Origin of the sequence: Halopelagius fulvigenes (assembly GCF_042662625.1) — an archaeon.
In the GTDB taxonomy this organism is placed as follows: domain Archaea; phylum Halobacteriota; class Halobacteria; order Halobacteriales; family Haloferacaceae; genus Halopelagius; species Halopelagius fulvigenes.
Genome location: NZ_JBHSXH010000015.1, coordinates 705817 through 718431, shown reverse-complemented (window position 1 = coordinate 718431; position 12615 = coordinate 705817). Strand labels below are relative to the sequence as shown.

The window sequence follows — 12615 nt, the reverse complement described above, 5'->3', positions numbered from 1 at the left end:
CCTCAGGTCCACGATGCCGAAGTCGCAGGGGCGGATAAACCGCTCGTATATCTGGTTCGCCATCCGTTCGGCGGTGTTGCCCTCCCGCGCCCGGGGAACGAGCGGTTCAGGTCGAGGTCGTAGATGGGGATGTAGCGCTGTTGGGCGGGGTAGCCCGGGACGTTGGCGGCGTGGATGCAGACGATAGTGCCGCAAACGTCGGAGGGGGCGTAGCGGGCGGCGACTTCCTGCAGGACCTTCACGCCGTTCAGTTCGTCGCCGTGAAGGGCCGCGGTCATGAACGCCGTCGGGCCGCCGCGTTCGCCGTTGGTTATCGTGACCGGAATCTCCACCGAGTCGCCGAGGTACGTCTCGCTCACCTCGTAGCGGAGGTGGCGCTTCTCGCCCGGCGGAACCTCCGTGTCGAAGCGGAACGGCTTCGGGTCTGTCATCGACCGGCTTTCGCCCCCGATGGGGAAGAACGTTCGCCAATCCGACGGTTCGCGGAACGCCCGCGAACGGGGGGAGCGACGCTTCGGAAGCGACATCCCCACGGTTATTACCCTCCGCTGACGACGGCCATTCAATGGCACGCGAGCAGTCCGCGAGCGAGTCGGCGGAGCTCGACTCCGTCCTCGGCGCCTTGGACGACGCGGACGCCAGAGACATCATCAGAACGCTAGACGAACCCATGACGGCGAGTGAGATATCCGACGACTGCGATATCCCCCTCTCGACCACGTATCGGAAGTTGGACCTCCTCACGGACGCGAACCTCCTCCTCGAAGGGACGGAGATTCGGGCCGACGGTCACCACGCCACCACCTACGAGGTGGCGTTCGAGGAGGTCAGAATCCTGCTCACCGACGAGCGGGCTCTCTCGGTCGATATCACACGGACCGAACGCTCCCCGGAGGAACGACTCGCGGACATCTGGACCGCCGTCAGGGAGGAGACATAATGCCACACAACACCGCATCCCCCGCCGTCACAACCGCGCTCATAATCGTCAAGACAGGTATCCTCCTCCTCGGAGGACTCATCACCTACTTCAGTTTCAAGGCGTACCGCCGAACCAGATCGCCGGCGCTGCGCGCGTTAGCGGTCGGGTTCGGCATCGTCACCTTCGGCGCATTCGTCGCGGGCGTGATAGACACGTTCCTCGACATCTCCTTGGCGATGGGCGTCCTCGTCGACTCCGTGCTGACGTTCGTCGGGTTCGCCGTCATCACGTACTCGCTGTACGTGGAGTGAGGGGCGAACCGAACGGCGTCGGACAGCGCCGAACGCGTGTTCGGAAAGCAACATTACCGCCGGAAAACGAACGCCGTTCGTGATACCGATCGGCGTACGCGCGTTCTTCCGAGGCGTCGGGAACCTCACCTCCCTCCTCCTCTTGGCTCTCGGCGCTCTCTGCCTGCTCTGGCCCGAGCGGAGTCTGCAAATCTGGTACGCTCCGATGACCGACGAACCGATATCGCTCGGCGGGTACGCGATAGCGTTTTACCGCGTCTCCGGAGCGCTCTTCGTTCTGCTCGGGATTCTGGGCTTGGCGTTCTGATTCGCTCGGGGCCGTACGCGTCGCTCAGATGCTCCAAATCGCGCGTCAAAATGTCGCCCGTATGATTTTCGTACCGAATTCGGAAGAAGGGTCGCTACGTCCGTCGGCCATCTCAGCCGAGGATGTAGTCGAGGGCGGGGTACTTCTCCACGAGGGTCTGTCCGCCGACGTCGTAGTTCTCGACGATGGCGTCGAGGCCGAGGATGCGGCCGGCGCCGAACGCCGCGACGGCGAGGAACACGAGCATGTAGGCGAAGTCGCCGTTGATGACGCCGTGGGCGATGTCCCAGTTTCCGAGGTAGAACATGAACATCATGAACGCACCCCAGAACGCCGCGAGGCGGGTGAGGAGACCGACGATCAGTCCGAGACCGATGAACAGTTCACCCCACGGGACGGCGACGTCGAGGAAGGCGACGAACCACGGCGTGTTGCCCATCGCGACGAACAGGTCCGCCGCGGGGCTTCCGTTGCCCACGGTCGCGCCGACCAGGTAGCCCTGCGAGCTGAACCCCTCGATAATCTTCGTCGCGCCGGCCCACGTGAACGCCACGCCCATCATGAGACGGAGTGCGAGGACGAACCACGCGCTGAGCGAGTGGGCGCGCCCCCGGACAGTCATGCCGCCGAGGGTGCTCTCGAAGGTGTTGCTGAGTTGGGTGTTGGTTGAAGTTGCCATCGTAATGTACCTCTTACAACCGTAGTAACGCGCGGAGACGGCATATATACGACAGGCGATTCTCACGGCGTTAGAAACGCTCTCGTCGGATATGGCACGGTATCGTCTCGCACGGCGCACGGGCGAGACGCGGGAGGAGGGCGGTCAGAGGCGCGACCGGACGTCGCGGAACACGCTCGGGTCGGCGTCCACGACGCCCGCGACGGCGTCCGCGGCCCCGAGAAGCCACTCGGCGCGTTCGATTCGGGACTCCAAGTCGCCGGGTCCGATGCGGTAGTTCTCCACGATGGTCTCGACGGACTCGCCGTCGGCCCACTCGCGGAGGATGCGCGCGAGTTTGACCGCGCTCAGCCACTCCTCGAAGTTCTCCGTGCCGTTCATGTCGGTGGTGAACTCCGCGGCGTGGCGGGTGGCGAAGCGGTACATCGCCGCCCGTTCCCTGTTGCCGAGGTAGGTGCCGTACATGTCCGGGGTGTCGCAGACGATTTCGAGGGCCGTCAGCGCCGTCACGTTCTCGTCGGCCATCCCCTCGGCGGTTCGGACGCCGGAGACGATGCGCGCGCCCGTCTCCGGGCGGACGTACTGCCGGGACACCTGTTCGCCCAGCGTCGTCGCCGCGAGGGCGTCGCCCTCGACGGTCAGCATCGACATCTCCGCGAGTTCGGCGGCCACGCCGTCGACGAGTCCCGAGAGGTCCACGTCCGGCGACTGGTGCGCGAAGAACGACGCGTCCAACAGGTCCAACACGCCGGATTTCGAGTCGGCGAACCCGGAGGCGACGACGGAGAGGACGTGCGTCCGGAGGGCGTCGCGGGCGGCGAGTTTCGACTCCACCGCCTCCGGCCCCGCCTCGACGTACCGTTCCCACAGTTCCTCGCGGAATCGGTCGTCGCCGACGAGGACCGCCTCGCCGTAGGGGTCGAGGTGCGGGCGGCCCGCCCGGCCGCACATCTGGTGGACTTCGAGGACGGGGAGCCACGCCATCTCCTCGCCGGTGTAGCGCTTCTGATCGCGGACGACGACGCGGCGGGCGGGGACGTTGACGCCCGCCGCCAGCGTCGGCGTCGCGCAGATGACCTTCAGTTTCCGGTCGCGGAACGCCGACTCCACGAGGGCGCGGTGGCCCGTCCTGAGTCCGGCGTGGTGGAAGGCGACGCCGTTTCGGACGCAGTCGGCGAGTCTCTCGCCCGTCTCCGTCCCGTCTAGCTCGGTGACGGCGTCGGCCATCTCCGGCCGGGCGACGAGTTCCTCGCGCGCGAGGCGTTCGGCCAGCGATTCGGCCTCGCGGCGCGACCGGACGAACGCGAGGCTCTGTCCCCCGTTCTCCACGGCGTCGGCGACGAGTGCCGCGGTGGCCTCGGTGTCTCGGTCGTCGTTCGGACCCACGTCGCCCGGCGAACAGTCGAGCGTCGAGTCGTCGTCGAACTCCACGGAGCCCTCGGCGTAGACGCCGGTTCGGAGCGAGACGGGTCGCCACGTCGTCTCGACGAGTTCCGCGTCCAACCACGCGGCGATGTCCTCGGGGTTGTCCACCGTCGCCGAGAGGGCGACGATTTGGACGCCGGGCGCGCGCCGTTGCAGGGTGGCGAGGGTGACTTCGAGCGTCGGGCCGCGGCCGTCCGACCCGAGGAGGTGCACCTCGTCCACGACGACGCAGGCCAACTCCGACACCCACGACGCGCCGTTTCGGATGGCGGAATCCACCTTCTCGGCGGTGGCGACGACGATGTCGTTGTCGCCCAAGTCCTCGGCCGGCGAGTCGAAGTCGCCCGTCGAGATGCCGACGCTGACGCCGGGCAGTTCCGCGAACGTCTCGTACTTCTCGCGGGCGAGGGCGCGCAGGGGGACGATGTACAACGCGGGCCCGTCGGCGGTGAGCATCGCCAGTTCGGCGATGAACGTCTTCCCGGAGGCGGTGGGGATGGCGGCGACCAACCGGTCGCCGTCGGCGACGCCCGCCTCCACCGCGGCGGCCTGCGGCGGGTAGAGTTGCTCGATACCCTTCGACTCGTAGTGGGCCCGTATCCGGTCCGGCAGGGGGAGGTCCCGGACGTGCATTGTCCGTGTCTGGTCCCGTGTTACCATAAAAACTCGCGCGGATGCACTGGACGGGAACGCCCGCCTTGACCGGCGCGCGCGGCCACCGCCCGCGGATACCAGCGGTACTCTTTTGAGACGTCGCGCGAAGTCATTACTCAGGTTACATGAAGCGAGCCCTCCTCCTGACGGCGGTAGTCGTCGCGTCCGCGTTGGCGGGCGTCGGCGCGGTAGACGGCGCACCGGCGACCGCCTTCGTCTCGAACGTCACAGTGTCGCCCGACCAACCCGCCCCCGGCGAGCGGTTCACGATCTCGACGACTGTGAGGAACGCCGACCAGAGCGGTTCGTCGTTCGAGATTACGGACGTCTACGTCCGCACCCGCGGCGGGACGAGAGACGTCACCCGAGTGGAGAACCTCGGGACGATACCGCCCGGAGCCGAGATGAAGGTCCCCCTCACCGCGTCGTTCGACGACCCCGGAACGCGCGAACTCCGCGTGTTCGTCGTCGGTCGGAGCGACGGCGAGTTCGTCCGCCTGCAGTACCCCGTCGTCGTCACCGTCAGACAGGGCGGACCGCAGGTCAGCATCGACGCCGACGACGGCGTGGTCGGCGCGGAGAACAGGATCGAGGTGACCGCGGCCAACGGCGAGGACGCCCCCGTTCGGAACCTCCGCCTGTCGGTGTCGGGAACCGACGCCGACGTGAAGAGTTCGACGCGCGTCCTGCCGACACTCGCCGCGGGCGAGTCCCGCACCTTCAACGTCTCCGTCACGCCGTCGGCGCGACGGTCGCAACTCGAAGCGCGACTCCAGTACACGACGCGGGGCGGGAACACGCGCGTCGTCGCCGACACGACGACGCTGCGGTCCGACCCCCTCCGCGAGGACGTCCGCGTCGATGCCAGCGTCGCCGCGTCCGGGGCGTCGCCGCCGATAGTCGCCGACGTCTCGAACCTCGGGAACGCCCCCCTCGAAGACGCCGTGGTCGAGGGCGTCAGAAACGGGACCGTCGTCTTCCGGCGACCGGTGGGCGCGATAGGTTCCGACGCGTCCGCGACGACGCAGGTGAACGTCTCGGGCGTCTCCGGCGGCCCCCTCGACGTGCGCCTCAGATACGAGACGGGCGGGCGAGAGGGCGAGGCGACGACGACGCTCGACTACACGGCCAACCCCGGCGCGGTGGAACTGACGGGCGTCGATTACGAGATGGAAGGCGGGCGACTCCACATCTCCGGGAGCACGAGCAACGTCGGCCTCTCGCAGGTCGATAGCGTCGTGGTCCGCGTCCTGCCGACGGAGAACGTCACGCCCGCCCGCCCCAGGGAGTACTTCGTCGGGTCGATACCGTCCAGCGACTTCGTCTCGTTCGACGTGTACGCGGAGGTGGACGAGAACGCCTCCTCCGTGCCGCTTGAGGTGTCGTACCTCTCGAACGGCGAACGGAAGACGAGGCGCACCGAGGTGGACGTGCGCGACCTGCAACCCGCCGAACCGGCGCAGAGCGGCGGCGGCGGTTCGCTGCCGGGGACGGCCCTCCTCGTCGGCGGCGTCGTCGCCCTCCTCCTCGTCGTCGGCGTGGGAGCGTACGCGTACAGACGGCGGTAATCCGATGCCGATAATCGAACTCGCAGACGTGTGGAAGCGCTACGAAAGCGGTTCCGAGACCGTCGAAGCGCTGAAACAGATCGATTTCGCCGCCGAACCCGGGGAGTTCGTCGCGGTCATGGGACCGTCCGGGAGCGGGAAGTCCACGATGCTCAACGTCCTCGGACTCCTCGACGTGCCCTCCGAGGGCGTCGTCAGCCTCGACGGGCGCGACGTGACCGACCTCTCGGACGAGGAGATGACGCGGGAGCGAAAGCGCTCCATCGGCTTCATCTTCCAGAACTTCCACCTGATTCCGACGCTGTCCGCCGTCGAGAACGTCGAGATACCGACGCTGTTCGGCGACGACCCGACGGCGAGAGAGCGAGCGACGCAGTTGCTCGACCGGGTGGGCCTCGGGGAACGGCTCCACCACCGGCCCGACCAACTCTCGGGCGGGCAGAAGCAACGCGTCGCAGTCGCCCGAGCGCTCATCAACTCGCCGCGCATCCTCCTCGCGGACGAACCGACGGGGAACTTAGACCGGGAGACGGGGCGGGACGTCCTCGAACTGTTCACGGAGCTCAAAGTCGAGGAGGACGTCGCCATCATCGCCGTCACGCACGACGACCAACTGCGGCAGTACGCCGATCGCGTGGTGAACCTCGTGGACGGGCGCCTCACCGAGGAGGCGACGGAGGAGTTCGCCACATGAGCCGGCTCGACGGCCTCTACCGGCGGTTCCCGTCGCTGTTGATGGCCCGGCGCAACCTCTCTCGGAACCGACTCCGCTCGGCGCTGGCGGCGTTGGGCATCATCATCGGCGTCGTCGCCATCGCGTCGCTCGGCATGTTCGGCACGACGCTCCGCGCCGGGGCGACCGAGCAACTCGGCGACATCGGCAACGAGATATCCGTCTCGCCGAACGCCGCGGAGGGGTACGAGACGCTCTCCGACCGCGACGTGACCGAGATACGTCGCGTCGCCGACAGCGAGTCGGCGGTGGTCCCCGTCCGACAGCGGAGCAGTACGGTCGTCCGCGGGCGGGAGCAGTCGATAGTGACGACCTACGGCGTCTCAAACCCGGGGGCGCTGTACGCGGCGTCCGACGGCCGCGTCCCCGACCGACTCAGGCAGGGCGCGCTCGTCGGGTCGTCGCTCGCCGACCGGTTCGGCCTCGAAGCCGGGAACAGCATCACCGTGGACAACCGGACGTACCGCGTCGCCGCCGTCCTCGAAGAGCAGAACAGCATCTCGCTGATGAGCCCGAACAACGCCGTGATCATCCCCGCGGAGGACTTCAACGAGTCCGGCTACTCGCAGGTGGTCATCAAGTCCCCCTCGGGGGCCGCCGCCAACGAGACGGCCACCGCCGTCCGCGAGACGCTGAACGAACGCGAGGAGAAGGTCACGGTCTTCGAGTTGCGGAGCATCACCGAGGGCATCAACCAGTTCTTCGGCATCCTCAACGCCTTCCTCATCGGCATCGGCTCCATCTCCCTGGTCGTCGCGGGCGTGAGCATCCTCAACGTCATGCTCATGAGCACCGTCGAACGGCGACAGGAGATCGGCGTCCTCCGCGCCGTTGGCGTCCAGAAGCTCGACGTGGTCCGCATGATTCTCGCCGAGGCGGGCCTGCTCGGCGTCGTCGGCGGCATCCTCGGGGCGATCCTCTCCGTCGGGGCAGGGCTCGTCCTCAACACCGTCGTCATCTCGGACCCGTGGCTCACCTTCGACCCGGCGAACCTCCTCTACATCGCGCTCGCGATGCTGTTCGCCCTCGTGACGAGCGTCCTCAGCGGACTGTACCCCGCGTGGAAGGCGGCCAACGAGACGCCCGTCGAGGCGTTGCGGAAGTAACCTCGACGCCGCGACGCGTCCGGACCCCCGCCCGACCCCACTCGCCCTCAGAACTCCACCACGGGGATGCCCGTCGTGTCGAACTCCGTCATCGCGTCGAGTTTCTCGGGGACCCGTTCGAGCGGTACCGTCTCGGAGACTATCGCCTCGGGGTCGAGTTTCCCGTGCGCTATCATCCGGAAAATCTCGTCGTAGCGGGGTCGCGGCATGCCGACGGCCCCGACGAACTCGATCTCCTTGAGGACCATCAGGTCAGTCGGGAGCGACACCTCCCCGCCCTCCTCGCTGGAGGTCAGGCCGATTTGGACGTGTTGACCGCCCTTCCGGAGGCTGTGTACCGAGTTGCGGCACGTCTCGGCGATGCCGAGGGCGTCCACGGAGACGTCGGCACCCCCGTCCGTTATCGCGGCCACCGCCTTCGGCACGTCCGCCACCTCCTCCGCGTTGACCGTCTCGACGGCACCCAACTCCGCGGCGAACGACAGTTTCTCGTCGAAGAGGTCGACGGCGACGACGTTCGCGCCGAGGGCGTCTGCGATGTGGACGGCCGACAGGCCGACGCCGCCGCACCCGTGGACCGCCACCCAGTCGCCGGCGGTGACGTCGGCCCGGTGGACGAGTCCGTGGAACGAGGTCATGAACCGACAGCCCATCCCGGCCATCTCCACCTGCGAGACGCCGTCCGGCAGGGGGACGACGTTGAAGTCGGCCCACGGGACGTGAAATCGCTCGGCGAAGGCCCCCTTCGACTCGGGGGCGAGTCCGAGCGGAATCCGGTTGTCGCAGCGGTTCGAGTGCGCGTTCCGACAGGAGGGGCAACTCCCGTCGGCGAGGTTGAACGGGACGGTGACCCGGTCGCCCTCCCGAACGTGTTCGACCTCATCGCCGACGTCCACGACGACGCCGGCGGGTTCGTGGCCGAACACGTGCCCCTCGTCGAACCCCCGCGCCTGCCAGACCGGGTCGCCCTGCCACGCGTGCCAGTCGCTTCGGCAGATGCCGCAGACGTCCGTCTCGACCACGACCCCCGTCGCGTCCGGTTCCGGTTCGGCTATCTCCCTGATTTCGAGCGGTTCTCCGTGGCCGGTGAACACTGCTGCGCGCATCATACCGCGCTAATCGGTGTCACCCGGCATAATTTCGAGGGTCGAACGCGCCCGCCGAGACGGCGCGAGTCGAAAAGCGAGGAGAGACCGAGTCGAAAAGCGAGGAGAGACGGGGGTCGCGGCGCGCGCGGGTTAGATGTAGTCGTGTTCGGCGAGTCGGTCCACGGCCTCGCGGAGGCGTTCCTCGCTGGCCGCGTAGGAGATGCGGGCGTAGCCGGGAGACCCGAACGCGCTTCCGGGGACGGTGGCGACGTGGGCGTCCTCTATCGCGCCCTCGCACCACGCTTGGTCGTCGTCGTCCACGGGAATCATCATGTAGAACGCGCCGTCGCCGACGGGCACGTCCACGTCGTGGTCCGCGAAGAGGTCGACAAGCATGTCGCGGCGTTCGCGGAAGGCGTCGCGCATCTCGGTGACCGCTTCGTCCGTGTTCGCCAGCGCTTCGATACCGGCGTGTTGGACGAAGTTGACCGCACACGACACCGAGTGCGAGTGGAGTTTCGCCGCCTGCGAGACGAGTTCCTCGGGGGCGCAGAGGTAGCCGAGACGCCACCCGGTCATCGAGTACGCCTTCGAGAAGCCGTTGATGGTGACCGTCCGGTCGCCCATCCCCTCCAGGGAGGCGAGACTCGTCGGTTCGACGCCGTACGTTATCCGCTCGTAGATCTCGTCGGAGATGACGGTGATGTCGTGTTCGACCGCCAGGTCGCGGACGCCTTCGAGGGCGGCGTCGGAGTAGACGGCACCCGTCGGGTTCGACGGCGAGTTGACGACGAGCAGTTCCGTCTCGTCGGAGACGGCGTCGCTCAGGTCGTCGAGGGCGGGTTCCAGTTGGAAGTCGTACGGCGCGAGGTCCACGCGGTTGAGCGACCCGCCGGCGAGTTTGGCCATCGCCTCGTAGGACACCCACGCGGGGTCTAAGAGGACGACTTCGTCGCCGTCGTCGATGAGCGACTGGAACGTCTCGAACAGGGCTTGCTTGCCGCCGGGCGTGACGATGACGTTGTCCGACGTGCAGTCGATGCCGTCGCCGCGGAGTTTCTCCGCGATGGCCTCGCGGAGTTCGGGCACGCCGTTCGAGGAGGTGTAGCCCGTGTGTCCGGACCCCATCGCGTCCTGTCCGGCTTCGACGACGTTCTGCGGCGTGGGGAAGTCGGGTTCGCCGACCGAGAGGTCGACGACGTCCACGCCGTCGGCCTCCAGTTCGCTGGCGAGGTTGCTTATCGCGAGCGTGGCGCTCGGTTCGACGCGTTCTACGCGGTCGGCGAAGTCGAAGTCGCTCATGCTAACACCTCCACCATATCGACCGCGGCGTTTACCGCTTCCGCACCTTTCCCGACGCGCTCTCTGGCCTCGGCACCGCTCTGTCCCGGGCCGGAGACGCCGAACGTGACCGGCTTGTCCCGTTCGACGCTCACGTCGGTGAGTCCCTGCGCCGCCGCGTCGGCGATGACCCTGTCGTGGTCCGTGTCGCCCGTGACTATCGCGCCGACGACGGCGACGGCTTCGACGTCCGTCCGCCGCGCGAGTCTGTCGGCGGCCAACGGCGAGTCGTACGCGCCGGGGACGCGGACGACTTCGACGACGTCCGCGTCCCGTTCCGCGGCCGCGTCGAGCGCGGCCTGTTCCATCTGCTCGGTGACCGAAGAGTTGAACCGGGCCACCACCAGTCCGAGTGCGACCATACGCGTCCGGTTCCGTGCGGCGATAAAAGAACTACCGAAGCGCGCAGAAGCGGCCGCGGTGACGGGCGGAGAGGCGGCGTCTCGCGGCGGTGACGCGCCCGTCGATTCGAACCGACGCCCGCGAACTACGAGCAAACACAAGAGTTGTAGTCTCGGAGGGGCGATGAGAGTCTATGAGTTCCGACGAGGTGTCGTCTCCGTCCGCCTCTTCGTCCGCCTCTTCGTCCGCGACGGTCGAGGAATCGACCGCGAACCGGACGGACGCAGAGGCGCGGTCGGAGCGTCGCCACCGCCACGGTCACTCCCGCGTCCTCCTCGGCGTCCTCGCCGCCGCCGCCGTCGCACTCGTTCTCCGCCTCGTCGCCCTCGGCGGGCGCATTATGCACTGGGACGAGGGGCGCGTCGGCTACTGGATCCTCAGGTACCACGAGACGGACTACTTCGTCTACCGCCCCATCGTCCACGGCCCGTTCCTCCAGATCGTCAACGACTGGTTGCTGGCCGTCGCGGATCCCTCCGACTTCCTCGTTCGCCTCCCCGTCGCCGTCGTCGGCGGCCTCCTCCCCCTCGCGGCGTGGCTGTTCCGCGAACGCCTCGAACGGACCGAGGTGGTCGCGTTCGCCGCCGTCCTCGCGCTGAATCCGCTCTTGGTCTACTACTCGCGGTTCATGCGCAACGACGTCCTCGTGGCGGCGTTCTCGCTGTTCGCGCTCGGGTTCGTCGTCCGCGGCTTCGACACCGGGAAACTCCGGTACGCCTTCCCCGCCGCCGCCTCGATGGGGCTGGCGTTCACGACGAAGGAGAACGCCCTCCTCTACGTGCTCTGTTTCGTCGGCGCGGCCGCCCTGCTGGCCGACCATCGGTTGCTCGCGGCCACGGCGCGCGGCGAGTCCGCCCACGACGTGTTCGGCCGCCGGTGGCCCCGCGCCGTCGCCGCGCGACTCCGCGGCCACGGCGAGACGACGGGACGGAGCCTCCTCCGCATCGGCGGCACTCTCGTCGCCTCGACGCTCCTGTTCCTCGTCATCGTCGCGTTCTTCTACGCGCCGCGGCCGGATCTCTGGCAGGCGTTCGGCGGGTCCGCGTCGCTGACGAGCGTCGTCGAAGCGGGGACTATCGGCGCGGCCGAGAAGTTCGCGGACACGTGGGCGTCCGGCGGCCACCAGGACCACGCGTACCTCCCCTTCCTCCACGACTTCCTGGAGACGATGGTGTACGGCGCGCCCGCGGTCATCATCTTCGCCACCGTCGGCGTCTTCGTGGACCGGTACGGCTTCCGCGGCGGCCGCTACCGCGAGTTCGTCGCCTTCGCGACGTACTGGGGCATCGCCTCCATCTTCGGCTACCCCATCGCCACCGACATCGAAGCGCCGTGGGCCGTCGTCCACGCCGTCGTCCCGTTGGCCGTCCCGGCGGCCGTCGGCGTCGCCTTCGTCTTCGAGTCCGGGCGGGAAGCGCTCTCGGCGGACGACGCGGTGAGCGTCGGGCTGGCCGCGCTCGTCGTCCTCGCCTCCCTCGGCGGCGTCGCCGCCGCCAACGCGACCTACTTCAACAGCGCATCGGAGGAGGACAAGCAGGTCCTCCAGTGGGCGCAACCCGAGAATGACCTGAAGCCGACGATGGAGACCGTCGGGGCCGTCGCGCGGGCAAACGGGGGGACCGACGTGCTGTTCTACGGGACGACCGCGCCCGGGAGCGGCGACGAGTTGTTCTACGTGAAAGACGAGTCCTCGCTTCGGACGCCGCCGCCGGGCGGCCCGGCGTGGCACGACCGCCTGCCGCTCCCGTGGTACCTCGAGATGTACGGCGCTGAGGTGACGAGCACCTCGCCCGACACCGCGCCCGAGGAGGCGTTGCGGGACGCCCCGCCGGTCGTCATCGCGAAGGACTTCAGCCGAGACGAGGTCGAACCGCACCTCGACGGCTACGAGGCGTTCGAGCACAAGTTCCGCCTCTGGAACGACGGCGTCGTCGTGTTCATCGACCGGGAGGCGCTCAACGGCGTGAACGGCCCCGACGTGAGCGTCGATTCGGCCGATAGCCTGCGCCCGGCGAACGGCGACGGCGCGGCGAACGCCTCGGCCCCGGCCTGACGACTCGCCGGCTCATTTTTGGGCAC

General features: G+C 68.1%; 12 protein-coding genes and 1 pseudogene. 7 read left to right on the top strand and 6 right to left on the bottom strand.

All coding sequences use genetic code 11. The features are described 5' to 3' along the window. Window positions 1–12 precede the first annotated feature (12 nt). Window positions 13–431, bottom strand: a pseudogene (locus ACFQEV_RS13780) (succinylglutamate desuccinylase/aspartoacylase family protein); the annotation flags it as partial. Window positions 432–565: 134 nt separating this feature from the next. On the opposite strand from ACFQEV_RS13780, the gene ACFQEV_RS13775 reads away from it, so the two are divergent. The 3 genes from ACFQEV_RS13775 (at window position 566) to ACFQEV_RS13765 (ending at window position 1540) form a co-directional block, all read left to right on the top strand. Next, window positions 566–940 (top strand): helix-turn-helix domain-containing protein, encoded by a 375-nt coding sequence (locus ACFQEV_RS13775; RefSeq protein ID WP_379697067.1) that lies wholly within the window; start codon window positions 566–568, stop codon window positions 938–940. After that, a complete protein-coding gene (locus tag ACFQEV_RS13770) occupies window positions 940–1233 on the top strand; it encodes a DUF7521 family protein (protein ID WP_379697064.1) in 294 nt (97 codons plus the stop codon). Before ACFQEV_RS13775 ends, ACFQEV_RS13770 begins: the two co-directional genes overlap by 1 nt. A gap of 79 nt (window positions 1234–1312) precedes the next feature. Next, window positions 1313–1540 (top strand): hypothetical protein, encoded by a 228-nt coding sequence (locus tag ACFQEV_RS13765; protein ID WP_379697061.1) that lies wholly within the window; start codon window positions 1313–1315, stop codon window positions 1538–1540. A 112-nt stretch (window positions 1541–1652) separates the two neighbouring features. Here ACFQEV_RS13765 and ACFQEV_RS13760 read toward each other — a convergent pair whose 3' ends face one another. Both ACFQEV_RS13760 and ACFQEV_RS13755 read right to left on the bottom strand, forming a co-directional pair. Next, the gene (locus ACFQEV_RS13760) at window positions 1653–2219 is read right to left on the bottom strand and encodes a DoxX family protein (RefSeq protein ID WP_379697058.1); all 567 of its coding nucleotides are present in this window, start codon (window positions 2217–2219) and stop codon (window positions 1653–1655) included. Between the two features lie 144 nt (window positions 2220–2363). After that, window positions 2364–4277 carry a DEAD/DEAH box helicase gene (locus ACFQEV_RS13755; protein ID WP_379697055.1) on the bottom strand — a complete coding sequence of 638 codons (1914 nt, stop codon included), beginning with the start codon at window positions 4275–4277 and terminating at the stop codon, window positions 2364–2366. A gap of 146 nt (window positions 4278–4423) precedes the next feature. Between ACFQEV_RS13755 and ACFQEV_RS13750 the strand changes: the two genes are divergently transcribed. Genes ACFQEV_RS13750 through ACFQEV_RS13740 form a run of 3 tightly spaced genes read left to right on the top strand, consistent with a single transcriptional unit; the run spans window position 4424 to window position 7705 of the window. Continuing rightward, on the top strand, window positions 4424–5866 hold the full coding sequence (locus ACFQEV_RS13750; RefSeq protein WP_379697052.1) for an NEW3 domain-containing protein: 1443 nt from the start codon (window positions 4424–4426) through the stop codon (window positions 5864–5866). 4 nt (window positions 5867–5870) lie between these two features. After that, window positions 5871–6560 (top strand): ABC transporter ATP-binding protein, encoded by a 690-nt coding sequence (locus tag ACFQEV_RS13745; protein WP_379697049.1) that lies wholly within the window; start codon window positions 5871–5873, stop codon window positions 6558–6560. Further along, window positions 6557–7705: an ABC transporter permease gene (locus ACFQEV_RS13740; RefSeq protein WP_379697046.1), complete on the top strand. Its 1149-nt coding sequence runs from the start codon at window positions 6557–6559 to the stop codon at window positions 7703–7705. The genes ACFQEV_RS13745 and ACFQEV_RS13740 overlap by 4 nt, the downstream gene beginning before the upstream one ends. 47 nt (window positions 7706–7752) lie before the next feature. On the opposite strand, the gene ACFQEV_RS13735 is transcribed toward ACFQEV_RS13740, so the two are convergent. The 3 genes from ACFQEV_RS13735 to ribH form a co-directional block, all read right to left on the bottom strand. Continuing rightward, window positions 7753–8811 carry a zinc-dependent alcohol dehydrogenase family protein gene (locus ACFQEV_RS13735; protein ID WP_379699869.1) on the bottom strand — a complete coding sequence of 353 codons (1059 nt, stop codon included), beginning with the start codon at window positions 8809–8811 and terminating at the stop codon, window positions 7753–7755. A 132-nt stretch (window positions 8812–8943) separates the two neighbouring features. After that, a complete protein-coding gene (locus tag ACFQEV_RS13730) occupies window positions 8944–10095 on the bottom strand; it encodes a pyridoxal phosphate-dependent aminotransferase (RefSeq protein WP_379697044.1) in 1152 nt (383 codons plus the stop codon). Then, entirely contained in the window at window positions 10092–10496 is a 405-nt protein-coding gene (gene ribH / locus ACFQEV_RS13725; RefSeq protein WP_379697041.1) for a 6,7-dimethyl-8-ribityllumazine synthase, read from the bottom strand. Before ribH ends, ACFQEV_RS13730 begins: the two co-directional genes overlap by 4 nt. A gap of 173 nt (window positions 10497–10669) precedes the next feature. Here ribH and ACFQEV_RS13720 point away from each other — a divergent pair, with 173 nt between their 5' ends. Continuing rightward, window positions 10670–12589: a flippase activity-associated protein Agl23 gene (locus ACFQEV_RS13720; protein WP_379697038.1), complete on the top strand. Its 1920-nt coding sequence runs from the start codon at window positions 10670–10672 to the stop codon at window positions 12587–12589. The last annotated feature ends 26 nt before the right edge of the window (window positions 12590–12615 follow it).

Bases quoted from the DNA above. Each gene is read 5' to 3' on its own strand.
- ACFQEV_RS13775 (WP_379697067.1), top strand. From the start codon at position 566: ATGGCACGCGAGCAGTCCGCGAGCGAGTCGGCGGAGCTCGACTCCGTC.
- ACFQEV_RS13770 (WP_379697064.1), top strand. From the start codon at position 940: ATGCCACACAACACCGCATCCCCCGCCGTCACAACCGCGCTCATAATC.
- ACFQEV_RS13760 (WP_379697058.1), bottom strand. From the start codon at position 2,219: ATGGCAACTTCAACCAACACCCAACTCAGCAACACCTTCGAGAGCACC.
- ACFQEV_RS13755 (WP_379697055.1), bottom strand. From the start codon at position 4,277: ATGCACGTCCGGGACCTCCCCCTGCCGGACCGGATACGGGCCCACTAC.
- ACFQEV_RS13750 (WP_379697052.1), top strand. From the start codon at position 4,424: ATGAAGCGAGCCCTCCTCCTGACGGCGGTAGTCGTCGCGTCCGCGTTG.
- ACFQEV_RS13745 (WP_379697049.1), top strand. From the start codon at position 5,871: ATGCCGATAATCGAACTCGCAGACGTGTGGAAGCGCTACGAAAGCGGT.
- ACFQEV_RS13740 (WP_379697046.1), top strand. From the start codon at position 6,557: ATGAGCCGGCTCGACGGCCTCTACCGGCGGTTCCCGTCGCTGTTGATG.
- ACFQEV_RS13735 (WP_379699869.1), bottom strand. From the start codon at position 8,811: ATGCGCGCAGCAGTGTTCACCGGCCACGGAGAACCGCTCGAAATCAGG.
- ACFQEV_RS13730 (WP_379697044.1), bottom strand. From the start codon at position 10,095: ATGAGCGACTTCGACTTCGCCGACCGCGTAGAACGCGTCGAACCGAGC.
- ribH (WP_379697041.1), bottom strand. From the start codon at position 10,496: ATGGTCGCACTCGGACTGGTGGTGGCCCGGTTCAACTCTTCGGTCACC.
- ACFQEV_RS13720 (WP_379697038.1), top strand. From the start codon at position 10,670: ATGAGTTCCGACGAGGTGTCGTCTCCGTCCGCCTCTTCGTCCGCCTCT.